The following is a 21,336-nucleotide window of genomic DNA, read 5'->3' on the forward strand; positions in this document are numbered from 1 at the left end:
GGTCAACGCCTTGGTGTTACTACTGAGGCGCATTACTAATACAAGAAAGTAAGATAGAGCGCTTAAATGCACCAAATGAAATCGCAAATGCTTTTGTTTGGTGCAAACTTAGGTGGTTCGAAAAGCCTGGCATTTGAATAAATCTATATAAAACAGGCTTGTAATGACATGGCACTAATATTGGATATACTTTATTGTGTGAAAAATTATGTGTGTATGTTTAGAGCAACTTAGCTCATAAAAATTTGATAGCTACGATCACTCGTAGCGCTTGATAGGCAACGAAGCCCGCAACAACGAAAGTTGATGCGGGCTTTTTTTTGTCCCGAATAAAGGGGAGAGACCATGACATCTTTGGCATCTAAAACGCGAATTCTGGTTGTTGGTAACGGAATGGTAGGGCACCATTTTGTTGAACAGCTTCATCAAAGCAGCGATAACGTTGATATCACCGTACTGTGTGGTGAGTCGAGACTAGCCTACGATAGAGTACATTTGTCCTCTTACTTTAGTGGTGCTAGTGCAGATGATTTAGCGCTGACCACCGCTGATGTATATCGTGATTGGGGCGTTAATGTGGTAACAAACGCCATAGTGACTGACTTGCTGCGCGACGAAAAAAAGGCGTTAACAGAAGATGGCCAGGTGTTTCCCTACGATAAGTTGGTACTTGCCACGGGTTCTTACCCGTTTGTTCCGCCTATTCCTGGAAACGATCAAGAACACTGCTTAGTGTATCGCACTATTGATGACCTGATTGCGATTGAAAACTCTGCCCGCGAAAGCAAAGTGGGTGTGGTAGTGGGTGGCGGTTTATTGGGGCTTGAAGCGGCAAACGCATTAAAAGAAGCAGGCCTTGAAACCCATGTTGTGGAATTTGCGCCACAGCTTATGGCAGTGCAGTTAGACGAAACCGGCGGTGACGTACTTCGAAGTAAAATTGAATCATTAGGGGTAACTGTACATACCCAGAAAGCGACACAGGTTATTGAAGCCGGTGAGCAATCACGTTATCGCATGGTATTTGCCGACGGTACTTTTCTTGAAACTGATATGGTGTTGTTTTCAGCAGGTATTCGCCCATCAGATCAACTCGCCAGAAAATCCATGCTAGCCCTTGGGGAGCGTGGGGGTATTGTCGTTGATGACAACTGCTTAACCTCAGATCCTGACATTTTCGCCGTGGGCGAATGTGCGCTGTGGCAAAACCGCATATTTGGTTTGGTTGCGCCTGGTTACACCATGGCTCGCGCCGCAGTAAGTGCGCTAACAGGTGGAGATACCGTATTCACTGGCGCCGACATGAGTACTAAACTCAAGCTGATGGGCGTGGAGGTGGGCTCTATTGGTGATGCGCACGAGCGTACTACTGGCGCACAAAGCTATACCTACTTTAATCAGCCTGAAGGCGTGTACAAGAAGTTGGTAGTAGATGAAAGCCAACAAAAAGTGTTAGGTGCCGTGTTAGTGGGTGATACTAGTGACTACGACACCTTGTTGCAATATGCCTTAAACGGTATTGATTTGCCGGAAAACCCAGAAACCCTCATTCTGCCGAGTTCAGGCGCTGCGCCAGCGTTAGGCGCTGATGCGCTGCCAGATACCGCAACGATATGTTCATGCCATAACGTGGCTAAAAGCGACATTGTCTCGGCTATCGACGAAGGCTGTTGCAGTCTTGGCGACGTAAAAAGCTGCACAAAAGCCAGCACGGGTTGTGGTGGATGTACAGCACTGTTGAAAAACGTGGTTGATAGCGAACTTGAAAAACGCGGCGTTGAAGTCTCGAAAGCCATTTGTGAGCATTTCAATCATACCCGCCAAGAACTATTTCACATTGTAAAAGTGAACGGCATTACCTCTTTTGACGAGTTACTCGAAAAGCATGGTACGGGTCTTGGCTGTGAAATATGCAAGCCAGCTGCAGGCTCTATTTTAGCGTCTGTGTACAACGACTACGTACTTAAACAAGAGCATTTACCCCTGCAAGATACCAACGATATTTACCTTGGTAATATGCAAAAAGATGGCACTTATTCTGTAGTTCCTCGTGTGGCGGGGGGAGAAATTACCCCAGAAAAGCTTATTTTGTTAGGCGAAGTTGCCAAAAAATACAGCCTGTATACCAAAATAACTGGCGGTCAGCGTATTGATTTATTTGGCGCGCGGGTCGATCAACTTCCTGATATATGGGAAGCCTTGGTTAAAGGCGGCTTTGAAACTGGGCATGCATACGCTAAAGCCCTTCGTACCGTGAAATCTTGTGTAGGTAGCACTTGGTGTCGTTACGGGGTGCAAGACTCGGTGAAAACCGCAATCGATTTAGAGAACCGTTACAAGGGCCTACGGGCACCGCACAAAATTAAATTCGGCGTTTCCGGCTGTACCCGGGAATGTGCAGAGGCACAAAGTAAAGACATTGGTGTTATTGCTACCGAAAATGGCTGGAACTTATATGTGTGCGGAAACGGCGGTATGAAACCTCGTCATGCCGATTTATTCGCTACTGATTTAGATACAGAAACGCTGGTTAAATACATCGACCGCGTATTGATGTTCTATGTACGCACCGCCGATAGGCTTCAACGTACATCAGTGTGGATGGACAACTTAGAAGGCGGTTTAGCTTATCTTCAAGATGTTGTTATGAATGATTCGCTAAACATTAACGCTGACTTAGAAGCCCAGATGGAAACTGTGGTTGGTGCTTATCAATGTGAGTGGAAAACTACGCTTGAAAGCGAAGCATCCCGCAAACGTTTCCGTCAATTCGTTAACACAGATGGCACAGATACAAACATTCAATTTGTATCTGAACGGGGCCAAGTTAGACCTGCCACTGAAATGGAAAAGTCTAAAGGTGCCGACAACCTCATTGCGGTTGACGTAATTTAATAAGGAACAAACTGATGACAGCAAATACAGAAGTGGCGCCCCTTTGGCATGACGTGTGTGGCATTGACGACGTGGTAACAAACAGTGGTGTTTGTGCACTTATCGAAGGTCAGCAGGTGGCGTTGTTTAGTGTAATGAAAGGTGGCGAGCAGTTTCTTTACGCTATTAGCAACTGGGATCCTATCGGCAAGGCGAATGTGCTTTATCGTGGCCTTATAGGCTCCATAGCGGATGATGTCGTGGTGGCATCGCCTCTTTATAAAGAGCATTACGTGTTGGCCACAGGCAAGTGTATTGAACGTGATGACGTAAGCGTAGTGGCGTACGACGTGAAAGTGGAAGGTGAGCGAATACTCGTTGCTGTTTAACCCATTTTTATCCGTTGTCTTTGTTTACTAAGAGAGTTTTTCCATGAATATGGCTACACCAAAAACCACTATGCTGGAACCACTACTACGGCAAAAGCAAACCACCTGCCCTTATTGTGGTGTTGGTTGTGGTGTAGATATCAGTTGCAACGTTAGCGGGCGCACAACCTCCCTGGACAAGGTTACTGGTACGCCCGAGCATCCGGCCAATTATGGTCGTCTGTGTGTGAAAGGCACAAACCTGCTTGAAACAAACGATCTTAGCGGCCGTTTGCTTCACCCAACCATGGCAGGTGCAAGGGTAGATTGGGACACGGCTACTCGCGCGGTGGCTGATAAAATCACCCAGACTATTGCTGAACATGGGCCGGATGCCGTTGCGTTTTATGTATCAGGGCAATTACTTACTGAAGATTATTATGTTGCGAATAAGCTCATGAAAGGGTTTATTGGCAGCGCAAATATAGACACAAACTCACGGCTTTGCATGTCATCTGCTGTTGCAGGTTACAAACGTGCGTTTGGCGAAGACGTGGTGCCTTGTGATTACACCGATTTAGAGTGTACTTCGCTGTTGGTGCTTACGGGCAGCAACACTGCGTGGGCACACCCTGTGTTATTCCAGCGTATTCAACGGGCTAAGCTTCGCAATCCAGATATGAAAGTGGTGGTGATAGACCCTCGGGAAACCGAAACATGTACTATCGCCGATTTACACTTACCTATTAAAGGGGGCAGTGACGTCGCACTGTTTAATGGGCTACTTCAATTTGCTCACACCAATGGGGCAATCGATGAACCTGCTATTGGCGAGTTCACCCAAGGATTAAATGACGCCATCGCAAGTGCTAACACGCTTGATGCAAAAGACGTGGCGAGTGTGTGTGGTTTAAATGAAGCAGATTTGGCCACTTTCTATCAATGGTTTATTAGCGCAGAAAGTGCGGTTACCTTCTATTCCATGGGGGTTAACCAATCCTCTGCTGGTGTAGACAAGGCCAACGCCATTATTAATTGCCACTTGGCGCTAGATTTCATTAGCAAGCCAGGTTGTGGACCCTTTTCAATAACAGGCCAGCCCAACGCCATGGGTGGCAGAGAAGTGGGTGGTTTAGCCAACATGCTGGCGGCGCATTGTGATATTGAAAACCCTGAACACCGTGAAAATGTTAAAGCGTTTTGGCAGTCTCCTGCTATGCCAGAGCAAGGCGGCTTAAAAGCGGTAGACTTGTTTTCTGCTATGGATGCGGGGCAAATAAAGTTTGTTTGGATAATGGGTACAAACCCCGTAGTCAGTATGCCTTATCGTGAGCAAGTTGAATCGGCGCTCAAAAAGTGCGACATGGTAGTGGTATCTGACATTGTGCAAAGTAACGATACCCTTGCCTTTGCCGATATTGCACTGCCTGCAACAGGATGGTCGGAAAAAGACGGTACTGTAACGAATTCAGAGCGCAGAATTTCCCGTCAACGTGGCATTATGTCGCCTCCAGGTGAAGCCAAACACGATTGGCAAATTATGTGTGATGTAGCCAGTAAAATGGGCTTTAGCAGCGCATTTTCCTACTCTCACCCTAGTGAAATATTTGATGAACATGCCCGCTTAACAGCATATAAAAATGATGGTGCACGACAACTTAATCTTGCCCCCTTAGCCGGTAAATCGCATGCACAATATGATGCGATGGCGCCCGTACAATGGCCTCTGATTACCAACAGCGACCAGACACTTGCACCTGTTCGCCCCTTTTATAACAAAGTGTTTTCTACCCCGACGGGCAAAGCAAACTTTATTGCTGTGAAATTTACAGTGCCTGTTCAGTTGACCTCGAATGAATTTCCATTTGTGCTTAATAGTGGGCGAATGCGCGACCAATGGCACACCATGACTCGAACAGGTAAGGCGCCGGTACTTCATGCCCACACTGCCCACGCTAATGTTTATATTCATCCCGAAGATGCAAAAGCATTGCTTGTAGCACAAAACGACTATGTTGCTCTTAGCAGTAAAGTGAGCGGCGAAACACCCTGTATCTTCCCTGTGCAAATCGATAAACGTCAGCGTCGAGGCGATGTGTTCGTTCCTATCCATTGGTCTGGAGAGTGGGGCTCGCACAGTAAATTAGCAAAGCTTTATGCGCCTGCAACCGATCCTATTTCAGGGCAGCCAGAACTAAAACATGGTGCGGTATCTATTACCCCTCACGAATTTTTAAGCTACGGAAAGCTTTTTATTAGTGACAACGTACAATTGGCAAATAGCGAATTAAATATCGTCAATGTGCTCAGCGAGGTAGTGGAATGTAATGGCGGCTACTGGGCTAAACAATTAATCGAAAATGGGCTGGGAGTATCTATTGCCAGCCAACTTACATCGCAAGCGTTAATGACGGGGTTGCTAGAAAAATTACCTAAAACGTGGGTGTGCTATCAACACAAAACTACCGATAGCCAAGTGCTGATTTGTACTTATGAAGATTCGTTTTGTTTTATGGCATTTTTCGGTACGAAAAGCCCGAGTGCCAAGCCAAAGTATGATGTGCCAAATTCTTGGATAGACAGTGCATTAACGCAAAGTTTCAGCCCTGACAAACTGGCTAATTTTTTACGCTGCGAAGTGGATGAAGCGTTTTTAAATGGCCCTGTGGTTTGCAGCTGCTTTTCTGTAAGGGAAAAAACCATTAACAAAGCGATTGCAGCAGGGTGTTCATCAGTGTCTGAATTGGGCGATACGCTAAAGTGCGGCACAAATTGCGGTTCGTGCAAACCTGCTTTAGCAACATTAATTACCGAACATGTTACCCCGGTAGGAGGCGTCGCGCGTGAGAGTTAACACTAAGAGCGTGTCTGCCAAAAAGCTATACAGAGTGCATCCTTGTATAAATGTAACTAATACAAGAGCGATTAACACAAAAGCTACAGACACGAGCCTTGCTCTGGAGACATTATCATGAACACTTTAGTTAACACATTTGGGCTGTTGTTTCGCGAAGCATTATCGTTACCTGTTCGTCACTCGACATCAAATTTTTTAAGTGGATGGTTGGGCAACGGGAAAAACGCGCCACGCAGTAAGAAAGAAGGAAAAGTGTACATTGTTGGGGCGGGTCCTGGTGATGTAGAATTACTAACCCTTAAGGCGCTTAGGTTAATCAAGCAAGCCGATATTGTATTGTTTGATGCGTTAGTGGGCAAAGATGTCATTGCAGAAATTCCCCGTCATGTGAAACGTGAATATGTGGGTAAACGCTGTGGGCAACACAGTATGAAACAGCAAGATATTAGTGCGAAGGTGGTTGAGCTGGCCAAGGCAGGTCATTGCGTAGTGCGACTTAAAGGTGGCGACCCTGCGTTGTTTGCCAGAACGTGCGAAGAAACCATGGCGCTAACAGAAGCGAATATTCCTTTTGCTATTGTACCTGGTATTACGGCAGCTTCTGGCATGTCTGCCTACACAGGTATCCCCCTGACTGATAGACGTTGTGCACAGGCGGTAAGCTTTATTACTGCACACTTTCAAAACCCTGAAACATGGCCAGAGATGACGCAATTGGCAAAAAACGTAGCCTCTCAAACGGTGGTGGTTTATATGGGGTTAAGTCGCTTGTCTATACTGTGTGACGCGTTAGGAAATCAGGGTATAGCCGATGATTGGCCTGTAGCCGCAGTAGAAAATGCAACAAGTCCACAACAGCGGGTCATAGAGGGTACCTTGAGTACCATTGGTAGTTTGGTATCTGAAGCGAATGTGAGTGGTCCTACGTTACTTATTTTTGGAAAGGTGATAGAGTCACGACAACTCGTCAATACATCACTTTTACATAATAAGCAGCATGTCTCAGCAATTTAGCAACTATATAAAAATCATCGGCAAGGGCCAAAAAGGTGGGCGCAGTCTTACCCGTCAAGAAGCTTACGAGTCTATGAAGATGGTTTTGTCTAACCAAGTTACCGGCGATCAACGTGGTGCTTTTTTAATGCTGTTACGCACGCGAGAAGAAACCCCAGAAGAAGTTATTGGGTTTGTAGATGCATGCCGTGAATTACTGGAGCCTGAACTTGCTGAATTAACACCCACGTTAGATGTGGGCTGCTATGCCGGTAAGCGCCGCCAACTACCTTGGTATCTGCTATCTTGCGCGATACTAGCCAAAAACGATTACACCGTTATGTTACATGGCGCCCACGAGCCAGGCTCTGGTCGGTTATACGCCAGCAAAGCGTTACCTACTTTGGGGCTTGTAGAAGTAAATAGTATTGCCGATGCATCTCGCCAAATGCGTGAATTTGGTGCTACCTATCTCGACTTATCGCATTTATTGCCAGCGCTTAATACCATCATTAAATTACGTGAAGTATTTGGGCTGCGCTCATGTGCAAATACCTTGGCGCGCTTACTAAACCCAACGTCAGCCCCTTTTTGTGTACAGGGTGTGTATCACATGCACCTTGACCATAAGCATTGCCGGGTGAATGAAAGTTTTCCCGCGTTTGAAGCGCTGTGCTTTCGAGGCGATGGGGGAGACCCCGAAGTAAACAGTGAGCGAAAAACCGAACTCTATGTCACGCGTAATGGAAGTACAGAAGAAATTATTCTTCCTGAGTTGACAGAAAAAATGGCCTTTAAAGATACCCAAATGAACGTAAGCGATATGCTGGCGGTTTGGCGAGGCGAGGCTTCGCATCTTTACGGTGAACAAGCCATTCATGCTACGCTGGTGAGCTACCTTATTTTACTTGAAAGGTGTGACGTAGAAAAAGCGAATACGCTTGCCACACAAATGTGGGCAAAACGAGATATAACTACACTTCCATTTGCCCAGCATTAGGCCATTTGTGTCTAATGCTGTTGCCTATTAATCAATTCATTTTCAAATTTCTCCAATAATTAAGTAACTTGTAAATCCTCTGCTATCTTTAGATCAGCCAACTAAAGCAATAACGACTTTGTATCCTCGCTCGCTCTCATAAACGTTATGAGAAGTTTGTGTGAGCGAGATGCTATACCCGAATGTCGAGGAGCACGGGATGTTTTTTAAGAATAAGCAATTGTTAGAAGAAGTAGAACGTTTACGCAAAGATGTTGAATCATTTCACACGGTAGAAAGCGAACTCAGGGCAGAAATGCTTTATGTTGAATTAGACAGAAACGGCAGAATCAATAGAGTTAACGACGGCTTTGCAGATGCTATAGGTTTTTCATCCAATGAACTTGATGGAAAAACCATGGATAGTCTCATTCCTCAGGGAGTCATGAGCCAAGCCGCTACGAAAGAGTTTCTTTCTGCTATCAAGCAAGCGCAGCATTGGCATGGTGCGATTAATCTTGCTAATGCGAATGGCGAAGACCGTTGGTTTAGAGGAATATTGCAACCCATCCTTAATGACAGCGGCGTGGTCGACCGGCTCGCCTTGTATATGGCTGAACAAACGAGAAATATTAATAAAAGCCGTGAGATGAAAGACATGCTTGAGGCTTTACATCGCTCCACTGCGGTAATTGAGTTTGACCTCACAGGTATTATTCTTAAAGCCAACGATAACTTTTTATCTTCTATGGGCTATTCATCAGAGCAAATAGTGGGTAAGCACCACAAGATATTTTGCCCCGCAGATGAAGTCGACACGCCAGAATACCGACAATTTTGGAGCGACCTTTCGCAAGGCAAAATGTTTTCAGACCGCTTTAAGCGAGTAGATAGTCGCGGTAATGAAGTGTGGCTAGAGGCATCTTACAACCCAATACGAAACGACAAGGGCATACTGTACAAAGTCGTTAAGTTTGCCACCGTCATAACCGAACAAATGCAGAGAGAGTTTGCTATTTCTGAGGCCGCTAATGTTGCTTTTAACATTTCGGAAGGTACGGGAGAGCAAGCCCAGAAAGGTAAAGAGGTTGTGGGTAGCATGGTGCGAATTATGGGTGAGCTTACTTCGCAGATGGGAACGGCGAGCGAGGGTATTCGTGAGCTTGATGAACAGTCACAGAAAGTGGCCGACTTAGTTAAAAGCATCAGTGGTATTGCCGACCAAACTAACTTACTGGCGCTGAATGCGGCAATTGAAGCCGCCAGAGCGGGGGATCAAGGAAGAGGTTTTGCCGTTGTTGCTGATGAAGTGCGCCAACTTGCATCCAGAACCAGTACAGCCACTGAAGAAATTGTCAGTGTGGTAAATGAAAACAGAAAGCTCACAGAAAATGCCGTGCAACTCATTGAGGCTGGCCAGGAAAAAGCGAGAGAAGCGCTTGAATACTCTACCGAGTCGGGCAAAGTCATGAACGAAATTCAAAATGGATCTTCAGAAGTAGTGAACGCCATTGGTCAATTCACCCAAAGGTTGTAACCGATAAACTAACAATAAAGCACTGGGGGAGAACGTAGTGTCTTCCTCTTGTTTTTATTCTTCGTCCCCGCTTTGCAACAAATATCCCTGTTCAACAAACACCCCTGAGCTGTGCATCGAACACTTCTAGTGCAATAAACGCACTGTTATTGTTCAGGTAAAAGAATGATTACCATTTCTATTTTTTCTAAATCCTATAATTTCAGTAGGTTAGGGTTTTGGCACGAACTCTGCTTTATCAATGGCAGTTACACTGTTAAGCGATACTAAAATAAAAAAGTACATTAAGTACTGGTAGCTACAATTAATACCCAAACAATAAGTTCGCCTGTACTTCATTAACTAATGATTACAGGCTCGGCATCGAAGCCCACCAAGCGCGACGTTTATTCGTCTACGCTGGTGGGTTTTTTTTTGGCTAAAGGAAACATAAATGACCAAGTTTAAAAACGTTTCAATGCTCAAACAAATAAAGAAAAAAATGACGGCTGGCATAACCGCTGCTATAGCGCTTTCTTTCACCTTGGGAGCGCCACTTGCTAGTGCGCAAAGCGATGAAAAAGTGGGGTGGCCAGAAAAAGAAGAATTAAAATTTGGTTTCATTAAGCTAACCGATATGGCGCCGTTGGCCATCGCTTACGAAAAAGGCTTTTTTGAAGACGAAGGCTTGTATGTAACCTTAGAAGCCCAAGCAAACTGGAAAGTATTACTAGATAGAACCATCGACGGTCAACTTGATGGCGCTCACATGCTGGCAGGGCAACCTCTTGGCGCAACCATTGGTTTTGGTACTGAAGCACACGTTGTGACGGCGTTCAGCATGGATTTAAATGGTAATGGCATCACGGTTTCAAACGAAATATGGGAAAAAATGAAAGCCCATATTCCGGTAGAAAATGGCAAACCAGTGCATCCTATTAAAGCTGATTACTTAAAGCCTGTCGTTGAAGAATATCGTGATGCGGGTAAGCCGTTTAACATGGGTATGGTTTTTCCAGTATCTACACATAACTACGAGCTTCGTTACTGGCTTGCTGCGGGTGGTATTCACCCAGGCTACTATGCACCACACAAAGGTGATAATGCTGGGCAGATAGATGCCGAAGCTTTGCTATCAGTTACTCCTCCTCCTCAAATGCCAGCCACCATGGAAGCCGGCACTATCTATGGGTATTGCGTAGGCGAGCCTTGGAACCAGCAGGCAGTATTTAAGGGCATTGGTGTTCCGGTTATTACCGATTATGAAATTTGGAAAAACAACCCAGAGAAAGTATTTGGTGTGAGCCAAGCATGGGCTGAAAAATACCCGAATACTCATATTCGAGTGGTTAAAGCGTTAATTCGAGCTGCCATGTGGTTAGATGAAAATGACAATGCTAACCGCCCAGAAGCAGTAAAAATCTTAGCGAAAAGCAACTATGTTGGCGCTGATGAAGATGTATTGGCTAACAGCATGACAGGCACCTTCGAATATGAAAAAGGCGATAAGCGTGAAGTACCAGACTTCAACGTATTCTTCCGATATAACGCCACTTACCCATTTTACAGTGATGCGATTTGGTATTTAACGCAAATGCGCCGCTGGGGACAAATTTCAGAGCCTAAATCAGACGATTGGTATAAAGAGACTGCACGTAAAGTGTATAAGCCAGAGGTTTACGCCATGGCTGCAAAAGCACTTATTGCCGAAGGAAAAGCAAAAGCGACGGACTTCCCCGCGTTTGCCACTGAAACTGGCTTTAAACCACCTCAATCTGAATTTATCGACGGCGTTACCTACGACGGTAGCAAGCCAAATGCTTATCTTGAGCAGTTTGGTATTGGGCTAAAGGGTGAAACTGTTCTTTAACAGTTTCACAGTCATACACAAATAGCGGAGAACAACATGAGTAAGATGGCAAATATATTAAGCTTTTCGCCAGCCAAGTCACCAATGAGCGGTACCATGGGGGCGGTTTATAGTCGAGCACCCGCTTTATTATTGCCTCTTATTGGCCTTTTGATGTTCCTCGCTGTTTGGAATGGTGTGGCGAAAAGTATTGATACCTCACTCGGGCAATTCCCTGGTCCTGCTCAAGTGTGGGAGCAAGCAGGTTCGCTTATTACTGAGCACAGTGCACAGCGAGAAAACGCTAATGCGTTTTACTCCAGACAAGAAGAGCGCAACGCCGCTCGGGTTGCACAAGACCCAACTTACGAACCAAAAATTCGTGAGTATACCGGTTCACCCACCTTCTTTGATCAAATATGGACAAGTCTTTACACCGTCATGGTGGGGTTTCTTATTGCCTCAGTGATTGCTGTACCCGTGGGTATTTTATGTGGGCTGAGTAAGTCAGCCTATGCGGCCATCAATCCGCTCATTCAACTGTTTAAACCCGTGTCACCTTTAGCATGGCTACCATTAGTCACTATGGTCGTGAGCGCGCTGTATGTTAGCGACGACCCTATGTTTTCAAAGTCATTTGTAACATCGGCACTTACGGTATCTTTATGTTGCCTTTGGCCTACGTTAATTAACACTGCAGTGGGTGTATCTGCTATTGATAAAGACTTGATTAACGTGAGTAAGGTACTGCGTTTAACGCCGATGTCTCATTTAACTAAAATCATTCTGCCTTCTTCTATTCCTATGATTTTCACAGGGTTAAGACTGTCTCTTGGCATCGGCTGGATGGTATTGATTGCAGCAGAAATGCTGGCACAAAACCCAGGCCTTGGTAAGTTCGTCTGGGATGAATTTCAAAATGGTAGTTCAGAATCTTTGGCTCGTATCATGGTAGCGGTGCTCACTATAGGCGCTATCGGTTTCATACTAGACAGGATAATGCTGTCGGTTCAACGTGCAGTGAGCTGGGATAAAACCAGCGTATTACGGTAATTAAGGAGAAAGAACATGCAAGCTAAGCACTTGGAATTAGAACAAGTAGGCATCGATTTCCCTACACCGAAAGGCCCGTTTACGGCACTTACTGATGTAAACCTTAAAATTGCGAAAGGTGAGTTTGTCTCATTAATCGGTCACTCGGGCTGTGGTAAATCAACCGTTCTTAATATTGTGGCGGGTTTACACCAAGCCACCACGGGCGGTGTCATACTTGATGGTGCTGAAGTAAAAACACCAGGGCCAGAACGGGCGGTTGTTTTTCAGAACCACTCATTATTGCCTTGGTTAAGCGTTTATAAAAACGTGGAATTAGCGGTAAAGCACACCATGCGTGGCAAGCCTAAGAAAGAAATGCGAGATTGGATAATGCACAATTTAGAGCTTGTGCATATGACCCACGCTCTTGATAAATTACCCAGTGAAATATCTGGGGGTATGAAGCAACGTGTTGGTATTGCTCGCGCACTAGCGATGGAGCCAAAAGTCTTACTCATGGATGAGCCCTTTGGGGCACTAGACGCGTTAACGCGCGCGCACCTGCAAGACTCTTTAATGGAAATTCATGCTGATTTAGGGAATACAGTGATTATGATCACCCACGATGTCGACGAAGCAGTGTTGCTTTCCGATAGAATCGTGATGATGAATAACGGCCCTGCAGCGACGATAGGCGAAATCCTTGATATTGAGCTGCCTAGACCACGAGACAGACTTAAGCTTGCTGACAACCCTCAGTACAACCACTATCGACATGAAGTTCTGACCTTTTTGTATGATAAGCAAAAAAAAATTGAGCCGGTGTCTTCCCATATCAAATCTAATCAAGCTGGAGGTGGTTCTGCAAAAAAAGCAAACAGTAAATCCGACGCTGCTTGAGTTAGGCGTTTAACGCTAATTTAAAGCGTTACAGCATAAGTCGCTAAAACTGATTTAAACCCTTAGGTGCTCATCCCATTTTTAACTGGGAGGGAGCCCCTTAACTAAAAATCGTCAATAAGAACGCTAACCAACAAACGTTAATATCGTTAATAACAAGGGAACGCACATGAATACGCAAGATATAAAACCATCAGCACAGCTAACAGAAGCACCGTCAAATAGATATAAACCGGCACAAAAGCGCTTCGCAAAAGCGGCACTCACAAGCGCCATGTTGGCATGTTTCAGTGCGCCATCGTTTGCCCAAAGTTGGCACGATGTATTAAGCGAAGCTTCTGCATGGGCAGACTTGAACTTACGTTATGAATCAGTCGACCAAGACAATGCGCTTGATGACGCCAGCGCATTAACGCTTCGTACTCGCTTAGGTTTTAAATCGGGTACGTTAAATGGATTTTCTTTTACCGCAGAAGTGGAAGATAGCCGCATTGTTATGGGGCAAGGCGATTATACAGTAGGCCCTACAGGCTATAACGTTGGTGAGTATTCAGTGATTGCAGATCCTGAAACCACAGAAGTAGATCAAGCCTTCATTCAGTACAAGAATGAAAAGTTAACACTTAAAGGGGGCAGACAAGTGATTGCCCTCGACAATCACAGGTTCGTTGGACATGTGGGATGGCGCCAAGATAGGCAGACCTTCGATGGTGTTACTGCTACCTATGCGTTTAACGAGAAAGTGAATTTCTTTTATGGGTACCTTACACAGCGAAATCGAATTTTTGCAGAAGCCGCTGATTTTGATTCAAAAGATCATTTGTTCAACGCGAGTTTCAAAACCGCGGTAGGAAAATTCACCGCTTATGGTTATTTATTAGAAATTGATAATGACACCGATAATGCGCTTGATACCTATGGTATTCGCTATAACGGCAGTATGAAAGGTGAGACAGTGAATTGGGCATACGGCGCTGAATTTGCTACGCAAAGTAGTGAATCAGGCTCTGGTGAAACCGCTACCGACTATGATGCTAACTACATTAATGCAAACCTTGCAGCTACCTTTTCAGGCATTACCGCTAAGATTGATTATGAGTTGTTAGGTTCTGACGACGGTGCATATGGTTTTGCCACGCCACTGGCCACTCTGCATAAATTTAACGGTTGGACAGATCAATTCTTAGGTACACCTGCACAAGGTCTTCAAGATGTTACTTTCTCGCTATCCGGAAAATTAGCTGGTGGTAAATGGTTGTTGGCCTATCACGATTTTAGTGCCGATGAAGCAACAGCCGAGGTGGATGATTTAGGTAGCGAAATTAACGTACAGTACGTAACTAAAGTGATGGATAAGGTCACTCTTGCGGTGAAGTATGGTAGCTACTCGGCTGGTGATATCAAAGTAGACGCCAATAAGTTATGGGTGTGGGCAAGTACACGTTTCTAAACGAGTTCGAAGGTTTTTTGATGACGGTTTTTTAAAAAGCGACATCAATCTTAAGCCATCAGCAGGGCCGACAAAACAAATTTATCAACAGACACACCAACAGGCCAATTTAAAAGACTTATAAAAAAGGTGCTAGAGAACAGATTCTCTGGCACCTTTTTTGTTGCTTATGAGCGCGAAGGTCGGAGCGTTTAACCGCTTTAGCTTTTTGCTGGAAGCAGCCACTTGTTCTGTACCGCGGTATCTAATTGACGCGTTACGTAATCCCATAACTTAGGCGCACAATGCTTCAAGTGTAAGTTACGCTTTTCTATCTTATCTCTGGTAACAGCATGTTTATTCCAACTACCACCTTGGTTTTGCATGTTTTGAAACACAGGAAGCACTCGGTCCATCGCCTTGGCAAACTCGGCATCAGGGGTCTTTGCTTCTTCAAACTCTACCCATAATGACAGTAATTCATCGGCAAAAGAACGGGGCAGTAAGCCAAAAATACGCTTTGCAGCATCGAGCTCTTTTTGTGCTTGCGCATCGTGTTCCGAGGCCTCGTTGAAAGCAAACAAATCGCCTGCATCAATTTCGACTACATCATGAATTAAAATCATACGAATAACCCGAGAGACATCAATAGGTTTCTCGGAATAATGTGCCAAGGTACTGGCCATAAGCGCAACGTGCCAACTGTGCTCGGCAGAATTTTCCTGACGATCGCCATCACAAGGCAAGGTTATTTGGCGCTTAACACTTTTTAGTTTGTCTAATTCGCAAATAAAGGCACTGAAATCTTCCGGTAAAAACGACATGAATCGCTCCTGCTTTTTTACGTATTAAAAATGAAAATGGGCCTTAGCGATAACCGCTACGGCCCATTTAAGTCTGTACTGAAATAGGCATGTTGAAGCCTATTTCAATAATTTTGGAAATTACTTTTGCTCAGATAACCAAACAATCAAATCAGCAATATCGTCAAAGGTCATTTCAGCAGTAAACTTAGGCTGATATTTACCGTTAATGACGAAGCTTGGTACGCCTGAAAGGTAGTCTCGGTTCTTGTCGATAAGCTGCTGGTTCTTACGAATCATGTTGTTTACACCAAAGCTGGTGGCTAACTTATCAAACTCAGCGCCATCAACACCGTTTACCACAAAAATGTTACGCAAATCTTTAAGGTTGGTAATGGTTGCGCGTTGCTTATGAATGTAGTTGAAGATAGCTGTATTCATTGCATCTTCTTGTTTCATTGCACGGGCAATTAACATGGCATGCGTTGCGGCATCTTGAACGTCAGGGCCGGTAAAGCGCATAAAGTTAACATGCACTTTCTCAAACTTAGTGTTCTCGCCTTTCTTCTCTTTAATTTGTTTTACGATTGGCTCAAATTGGAAGCAATGTGGGCACCAGAAAGAGAAGTATTCTGTGATTACTGGCTTTTTAGTCGCTTCTTCATCTAATACCGTGTAGTGGGTACCTTCTTTCCATTTAGCTGTACCTTCTTGGGCACATGCGGTCAATGGCAAAAGCATTGCCATTACAAACAATACTGCAAACTTCTTCATGTAATTGAATCCTTTGATTTCAAATCTATCTATCAATGCTGAGGTTACCACAGGCTTTTATTGGGCACTAGTTTACGCGACAAGCGAGCGGAAAAATGCAACGAATGGATGATATCTGAGGGGGAAGTTTCGCTTCTTCGTAAAGAAGAAGCGAATAAAGTGTCACTATTTGAGTCTAAAAAGTGACGGAATAGGTGTTACTGGTGGCTGTAGCTCACCGATAGCAATGCACGTCGTTCTTGTCCTGCATAGCCCACGATATCCTCGTAGTCAGTATCAAAAAGGTTATTCACTTTTAATGATAGCGCCCACTTTTCAGAAACTTGGTAGCCAAGGTTAACTGACGCTAGGGTATAAGCTGACAGCCCCAAGGTCTCTGAACTAGCAGGGTAGGGGGGGAAGTAAGTATCGTAATGGGTTCCAGTGTAGGCCAGTTTTGCATAAAGGCTAAATTTCTCGGTACCTAAATCAGACAATACCGATAATGCGCCTTGATGACGTGCACGGCGAAGCTCTGTGCTGGCAATTGCAAAACTGGTTTGGTCAGCTTCTAAATAACTATAAGACGCCGACACCTTCGCTAAATCGCTAAGCCAATTTACTTCAACGTCTGCGCCATCACGGCTACTTTCACCATCTACATTGGCAGCGGTGTACACGCCTTGGGTGGCGTCATAAGCGAAGCCATTAATTTCGTCTTCAAGTTGGGCACTATAAGCACTCACCTGTGCGGTCACCGAATTCCAATTCGCTTTTACGCCAACTTCCCATTCTTCACTCTCTTCAGGGATTAAGTCGGGGTTGCCAATAAAGCTGTCGGGGAAAAAGCCAAATCGTTCAGTGAAGGTTGGGGTTTTAATCGCCTTGCCGTAGCTTGAAAATAGCGCATAGGTTTTTGATACTTGCCATGTTAGGCCCGCGCGATAACTAACGGCGTCATCAAATTCACTGTTGTTGTCGAACCGTGCGCTCAACGTTGCGAAGACATTATCTACGATATCTCCAGTGGCCTCACCAAATAAGCTGGTCGTATTGTCGTGCTGCTTTTGATTCGGATCGCCAAATACAATAGGGCCACGTTGTTCAAACAAACGTTGTAAGTATTCAGCACCACCCGCTACTTGCCAGTTATCAAAGTTGTAAAAACTTGTCCAATTTAGGGCTAAGCGCTCACCCGTGGTGCCACCTGCATCGGCACCTGATGTGGTATTGTCATTGTCGTCTTTTCGGTAATCGAAAGACACGGTAGACGCATAGGCCGATGCATCTGGCGCGTAGCGCCAAGCTAGTTTAGTACTAAGTTGGCTACCATCAGTCACATTGTCGGCATCAGCTGGCAGGCCAGTCGTTACATAATCAGTACCATCGTAATCATTTTCGTATTGGGTGCTGCGAAATTTAGCACTTAATGTGTGTGCATCAGCCAATGCGTAATCAACGTTGATGCCTGCGGTCATGTTGTCATAACCGTCATCTTCATTACCCACCCGCGAAATGTTATCGCCATCTGTTTTTAGGTAACTGGCATAGGTGCGCACAGCCACATCGCCATTTTGGGTGGCGGCATTAATGCTGCCTTGGTAAGTACCTTGTGTGCCGATTCCAGCAGTTAAATTAACGCTAGGTTTTGCACTGGCTCCTTCACCGGCTTTGGTGGTGATACTCAATACGCCACCAATTGCACCACTGCCCCATAAGGCACTTTGCGGGCCACGTAGTAGCTCTATACGTGCCACGTTCGCCGAGGTTAAGTGGGCCAAGTCTATCAAGCTTCCTTGGCCAATATCGTTAGACACTACGCCATCAATAAGCACGAGTAAGTGGTTACTTTCGCTGCCTCGAACACGAACTTCGGTAAGGCCGCCTGGGCTACCTGATTGGGAAAGGCTTACGCCAGGTAGGCCGCGAATTAAATCGGTAAGTTGTACTGCGCCTGAGGCTTGAATATCTTGCTCGGTTAATACGCTTAACGATGCAGGCAGCTTAGCTATTTGTACAGGTAAACGGGTGCCAGTAACGGTGAGTGTTTCTATTGTTTCAGGAGTTTGCGCTAAAACAGGTGCAGAAAGCAGTGTAGCCACGGCAGCGTAAACTGCAGTGCAGGTAAAATGTGTTTGAAATTTCATTGTATTTCTCGCTATGTACTCCGCCCGAGTACAAGGGTGAATGTAAGCAGAATAACTGCCGTGAAGCTAGGCCGGTATCCGGGCTCACTCACCAATACTGTGTATGGTTTCTCTGCCTTCCCATGTCGCGCCATTAATAGCGATGACACAGTGGCGTAATAAGGAGAATGTGTGTGTTCACACTGAGTTTACCGTTGCGGGGGCAGCATCAGATTTCACTGATTTCCCGTTTAACCCATAGATGGGCACCTAAGCGCGAAGGAGTATAGCTTAAGTGCCTAATAAATAGCGAGTGTGTTCAGGTTTTGCCAGCTAATACCCGAGTTTTAGAGGCGGTTCCTGCATGGCAGAAAGTTGTTCCTTTAACGCAAGAATTTGACCTTCCCAGTATTTATCGTCGGCAAACCATGGGAAGGCGCGAGGGAAGGCTGGATCTTCCCAGCGGCGAGACAGCCATGCCATATAGTGTACCATTCGCATGGCGCGTAGGGGTTCTATTAGCGCAAGCTGATTAGTATTAAATGGCTGGAATTCTTCATAGGCTTCAATTAGCGTATCAAGTTGTAATAGTTGTTGCTGTCTGTCGCCACTTAACATCATCCATAAATCTTGGATAGCAGGGCCCATCCGACAATCATCTAAATCAACAAAAGTAGGGCCATCACGCCATAGAATATTTCCTGGATGGCAATCGCCGTGCAATCGAATAACGTCGGTGGTTTTATAAGCCGAAGAAGCCGCGGTTATCACGGGGTTCAAAATAGCAAAAAATGCTGTTTTTAGATGATCGGGAAGCAAGGTGCTATTTTCTAAAACTTGTCTAGGTTCATCTAAATAGCTTTGCGTATCGATATCGGGGCGTTGTTTAAAGGTTTTCGCTTGAGATACGCGGTGAATACGGCCAATAAAGCGGCCCATCCATTCAAGCTGGTCTAAATTATCGTTCTCAAACTGGCGCCCGCCTACCGAGGGGAAAACCGTAAAGCGATAATCGCCATGGTGGTGAAGGGTTTTTCCGTTTAGCGCTAAGGGCGCAACAACCGGAATTTCGCTATTGGCAAGTTCTTGGGCAAAGTTATGTTCTTCCAAGATTTGCGCGTCTGTCCAACGGGCAGGGCGATAAAACTTAACCACGTAACGTTTGTTATCATCGGCTTGAAATTGGTAAACCCGGTTCTCATAACTATTGAGAGCAAGTAAGCCGCTTTGAAGAAAAATGCCCTGAGTTTCCAGGGCATCTAATATAGTGTCTGGATCTAATCCAGAAAACGAAAAGTCTTTCATCGATAAAGGAATTTGGTTGGCTCATTAACCGTAACGTTTTCACCTGAATCGGTGGTAGTGGTAACGGTGAATTGAATGTCTGTTACCACATCTTCCAGATTATACGGGTCGGTTGCAACCGAAATCGGTGTGCTATAAACCTCACCACCTTGCACAGTCACTTCTTTGTTGCCAATAAAGGTGTATTCAGGCAGCCCTTGTACCGAAATGGTATAGGTATGAGTTTGCTGAGATTTGTTCAATACTTTAACGGTATAAACGTTCTCAATTAACCCTTCATTTGTTTCACGATATAATGAGTTACGATCGCGAATAATATCAATTTCAAGAGGAACCCGGGTCACAATATCAGCAACCAATAACCCTGTCATGACAATAAGCACGATGAGGTAGCCAATCAGCTTAGGTCGCACGATGTGTGTTTTACCCCCCGCCAGCTCTTCTTCCGACGTGAAGCTTATAAGCCCTTTGGGATAACCCATTTTATCCATTACACCGTTACAGGCATCTACACACGCACCGCAGTTAATGCACTCATATTGCAAACCGTTTCGAATATCGATGCCGGTGGGGCAAACCTGCACACAGAGGTTACAGTCAATACAGTCGCCTAAGCCTTTTTCGTGTACCTGTTCATGGCTAAGTTTACGAGGGCGAGGGCCTCGCTGTTCGCCTCGTTTAGCATCGTAAGAGACAGTAAAGGTGTCTTTGTCGAACATGGCCGATTGGAAACGGGCATAAGGACAAATATGAGTACACATAATTTCTCGCATGTAACCCGCATTGGCATATGTACACACTGCAAAAAAGACCACAGAAAACGCGGCCCAGAAACCTGTATTAAAGGTGAAAAAGTCAATAAAGAGCGCGCCGATTGGGGTGAAATACCCCACAAAGGTGAGTGCGGTAAGTAGGGCAACCGCCACCCAAGCCGTATGTTTGAGGGTTTTGCGAATAAACTTATCCGCATCCATGTTTCGTGCGTCTAGCTTAATACGTTTATTTCTAGGGCCTTCTATCTTCTCTTCAAACCAAGTGTAGATATATACCCAAGTAGTTTGAGGGCACATGAAGCCGCACCACACCCTACCTGCAAAGGTCGTCACGAAAAACAGCGCGAATGCGCCCACGATGAAGATATAGGCAAGCAAGGTTAAATCTTGCGGCCATAACGTTAACCCAAAGATAGAAAAGCGCTGCTCTACAATATCGAGTAGCACTGCCTGCTGGCCATTAAATCTTATCCAAGGAATAGCGGCGAAGATGGCGAGAAAAAACAAACCGAAAAAACGTCTGAATGTTTCAAGAGGGCCTTTAACCGCACGAACATAAATACGACTACGCGAGTCGTATCGCTTCCCTTCAGTGGTTGATGCGGGTTTGTGCACCTTAACTGGAGTAACGTTTTTAACTGGAATTTGTTCGTTCATTTTTTCAAAACCTTAGCCAACTTCTTGTATTGCGCGGCGCATTATAACAGCTGAAAATTCAGCGTGTTTAACATAGATCAATGATAGGGCTAATGATCATCTTTATTTATCTTTCAGTC

The 21,336-nt window shown here is 45.2% G+C and carries 15 protein-coding genes and 1 riboswitch; of the genes, 10 read left to right on the top strand and 5 right to left on the bottom strand.

The window, feature by feature from the left end; translation table 11 throughout:
- Nucleotides 1-345 precede the first annotated feature (345 nt).
- The 10 genes from nirB to AVL57_RS03355 all read left to right on the top strand — a co-directional run bounded on the left by nirB (nucleotide 346) and on the right by AVL57_RS03355 (nucleotide 14,821).
- Nucleotides 346-2,895: a nitrite reductase large subunit NirB gene (gene nirB / locus AVL57_RS03310; protein ID WP_057793939.1), complete on the top strand. Its 2,550-nt coding sequence runs from the start codon at nucleotides 346-348 to the stop codon at nucleotides 2,893-2,895.
- Nucleotides 2,896-2,909: 14 nt separating this feature from the next.
- Nucleotides 2,910-3,263 carry a nitrite reductase small subunit NirD gene (gene nirD, locus AVL57_RS03315; RefSeq protein ID WP_057793937.1) on the top strand — a complete coding sequence of 118 codons (354 nt, stop codon included), beginning with the start codon at nucleotides 2,910-2,912 and terminating at the stop codon, nucleotides 3,261-3,263.
- A 43-nt stretch (nucleotides 3,264-3,306) separates the two neighbouring features.
- Entirely contained in the window at nucleotides 3,307-6,096 is a 2,790-nt protein-coding gene (locus tag AVL57_RS03320) for a nitrate reductase (protein ID WP_057793935.1), read from the top strand.
- A 117-nt stretch (nucleotides 6,097-6,213) separates the two neighbouring features.
- On the top strand, nucleotides 6,214-7,113 hold the full coding sequence (cobA, locus tag AVL57_RS03325; protein ID WP_057793933.1) for a uroporphyrinogen-III C-methyltransferase: 900 nt from the start codon (nucleotides 6,214-6,216) through the stop codon (nucleotides 7,111-7,113).
- On the top strand, nucleotides 7,097-8,092 hold the full coding sequence (locus tag AVL57_RS03330; RefSeq protein WP_057793931.1) for a glycosyl transferase family protein: 996 nt from the start codon (nucleotides 7,097-7,099) through the stop codon (nucleotides 8,090-8,092). The genes cobA and AVL57_RS03330 overlap by 17 nt, the downstream gene beginning before the upstream one ends.
- Before the next feature lie 199 nt (nucleotides 8,093-8,291).
- Nucleotides 8,292-9,608 carry a methyl-accepting chemotaxis protein gene (locus tag AVL57_RS03335; protein ID WP_057793928.1) on the top strand — a complete coding sequence of 439 codons (1,317 nt, stop codon included), beginning with the start codon at nucleotides 8,292-8,294 and terminating at the stop codon, nucleotides 9,606-9,608.
- A 433-nt stretch (nucleotides 9,609-10,041) separates the two neighbouring features.
- Complete coding sequence (locus AVL57_RS03340; protein WP_057793926.1) at nucleotides 10,042-11,457, top strand: CmpA/NrtA family ABC transporter substrate-binding protein; 1,416 nt, start codon at nucleotides 10,042-10,044, stop codon at nucleotides 11,455-11,457.
- 36 nt (nucleotides 11,458-11,493) lie between these two features.
- Nucleotides 11,494-12,489, top strand: coding sequence for an ABC transporter permease (locus tag AVL57_RS03345; RefSeq protein WP_057793925.1), 996 nt, complete (start codon nucleotides 11,494-11,496; stop codon nucleotides 12,487-12,489).
- 15 nt (nucleotides 12,490-12,504) lie between these two features.
- On the top strand, nucleotides 12,505-13,371 hold the full coding sequence (locus AVL57_RS03350) for an ABC transporter ATP-binding protein (RefSeq protein WP_057793922.1): 867 nt from the start codon (nucleotides 12,505-12,507) through the stop codon (nucleotides 13,369-13,371).
- A gap of 274 nt (nucleotides 13,372-13,645) precedes the next feature.
- Entirely contained in the window at nucleotides 13,646-14,821 is a 1,176-nt protein-coding gene (locus AVL57_RS03355; RefSeq protein WP_057796359.1) for an alginate export family protein, read from the top strand.
- A gap of 200 nt (nucleotides 14,822-15,021) precedes the next feature.
- Here the strand turns inward: AVL57_RS03355 and AVL57_RS03360 are convergent, their stop codons facing one another.
- The 5 genes from AVL57_RS03360 to ccoG form a co-directional block, all read right to left on the bottom strand.
- Nucleotides 15,022-15,624, bottom strand: coding sequence for an HD domain-containing protein (locus AVL57_RS03360; RefSeq protein WP_057793920.1), 603 nt, complete (start codon nucleotides 15,622-15,624; stop codon nucleotides 15,022-15,024).
- 120 nt (nucleotides 15,625-15,744) lie between these two features.
- A complete protein-coding gene (locus tag AVL57_RS03365; protein ID WP_057793918.1) occupies nucleotides 15,745-16,377 on the bottom strand; it encodes a thiol:disulfide interchange protein DsbA/DsbL in 633 nt (210 codons plus the stop codon).
- A gap of 197 nt (nucleotides 16,378-16,574) precedes the next feature.
- Nucleotides 16,575-18,503 (bottom strand): TonB-dependent receptor plug domain-containing protein, encoded by a 1,929-nt coding sequence (locus tag AVL57_RS03370; RefSeq protein ID WP_057793916.1) that lies wholly within the window; start codon nucleotides 18,501-18,503, stop codon nucleotides 16,575-16,577.
- A gap of 52 nt (nucleotides 18,504-18,555) precedes the next feature.
- Nucleotides 18,556-18,771, bottom strand: a riboswitch (cobalamin riboswitch).
- A 44-nt stretch (nucleotides 18,772-18,815) separates the two neighbouring features.
- The gene (locus tag AVL57_RS03375; protein WP_057793914.1) at nucleotides 18,816-19,787 is read right to left on the bottom strand and encodes a serine/threonine protein kinase; all 972 of its coding nucleotides are present in this window, start codon (nucleotides 19,785-19,787) and stop codon (nucleotides 18,816-18,818) included.
- Entirely contained in the window at nucleotides 19,784-21,217 is a 1,434-nt protein-coding gene (gene ccoG / locus AVL57_RS03380; RefSeq protein ID WP_057793913.1) for a cytochrome c oxidase accessory protein CcoG, read from the bottom strand. The genes AVL57_RS03375 and ccoG overlap by 4 nt, the downstream gene beginning before the upstream one ends.
- Between the last annotated feature and the right edge of the window lie 119 nt (nucleotides 21,218-21,336).

The sequence above is a fragment of the Alteromonas stellipolaris genome, from assembly GCF_001562115.1.
Taxonomy (GTDB): domain Bacteria; phylum Pseudomonadota; class Gammaproteobacteria; order Enterobacterales; family Alteromonadaceae; genus Alteromonas; species Alteromonas stellipolaris.

Coding starts and splice junctions, on each gene's coding strand:
- AVL57_RS03375 (WP_057793914.1), bottom strand. CDS start 19,787: ATGAAAGACTTTTCGTTTTCTGGATTAGATCCAGACACTATATTAGAT.
- AVL57_RS03340 (WP_057793926.1), top strand. CDS start 10,042: ATGACCAAGTTTAAAAACGTTTCAATGCTCAAACAAATAAAGAAAAAA.
- AVL57_RS03370 (WP_057793916.1), bottom strand. CDS start 18,503: ATGAAATTTCAAACACATTTTACCTGCACTGCAGTTTACGCTGCCGTG.
- nirD (WP_057793937.1), top strand. CDS start 2,910: ATGACAGCAAATACAGAAGTGGCGCCCCTTTGGCATGACGTGTGTGGC.
- AVL57_RS03335 (WP_057793928.1), top strand. CDS start 8,292: ATGTTTTTTAAGAATAAGCAATTGTTAGAAGAAGTAGAACGTTTACGC.
- AVL57_RS03320 (WP_057793935.1), top strand. CDS start 3,307: ATGAATATGGCTACACCAAAAACCACTATGCTGGAACCACTACTACGG.
- AVL57_RS03360 (WP_057793920.1), bottom strand. CDS start 15,624: ATGTCGTTTTTACCGGAAGATTTCAGTGCCTTTATTTGCGAATTAGAC.
- AVL57_RS03330 (WP_057793931.1), top strand. CDS start 7,097: ATGTCTCAGCAATTTAGCAACTATATAAAAATCATCGGCAAGGGCCAA.
- AVL57_RS03345 (WP_057793925.1), top strand. CDS start 11,494: ATGAGTAAGATGGCAAATATATTAAGCTTTTCGCCAGCCAAGTCACCA.
- ccoG (WP_057793913.1), bottom strand. CDS start 21,217: ATGAACGAACAAATTCCAGTTAAAAACGTTACTCCAGTTAAGGTGCAC.
- AVL57_RS03355 (WP_057796359.1), top strand. CDS start 13,646: ATGTTGGCATGTTTCAGTGCGCCATCGTTTGCCCAAAGTTGGCACGAT.
- AVL57_RS03365 (WP_057793918.1), bottom strand. CDS start 16,377: ATGAAGAAGTTTGCAGTATTGTTTGTAATGGCAATGCTTTTGCCATTG.
- AVL57_RS03350 (WP_057793922.1), top strand. CDS start 12,505: ATGCAAGCTAAGCACTTGGAATTAGAACAAGTAGGCATCGATTTCCCT.
- nirB (WP_057793939.1), top strand. CDS start 346: ATGACATCTTTGGCATCTAAAACGCGAATTCTGGTTGTTGGTAACGGA.
- cobA (WP_057793933.1), top strand. CDS start 6,214: ATGAACACTTTAGTTAACACATTTGGGCTGTTGTTTCGCGAAGCATTA.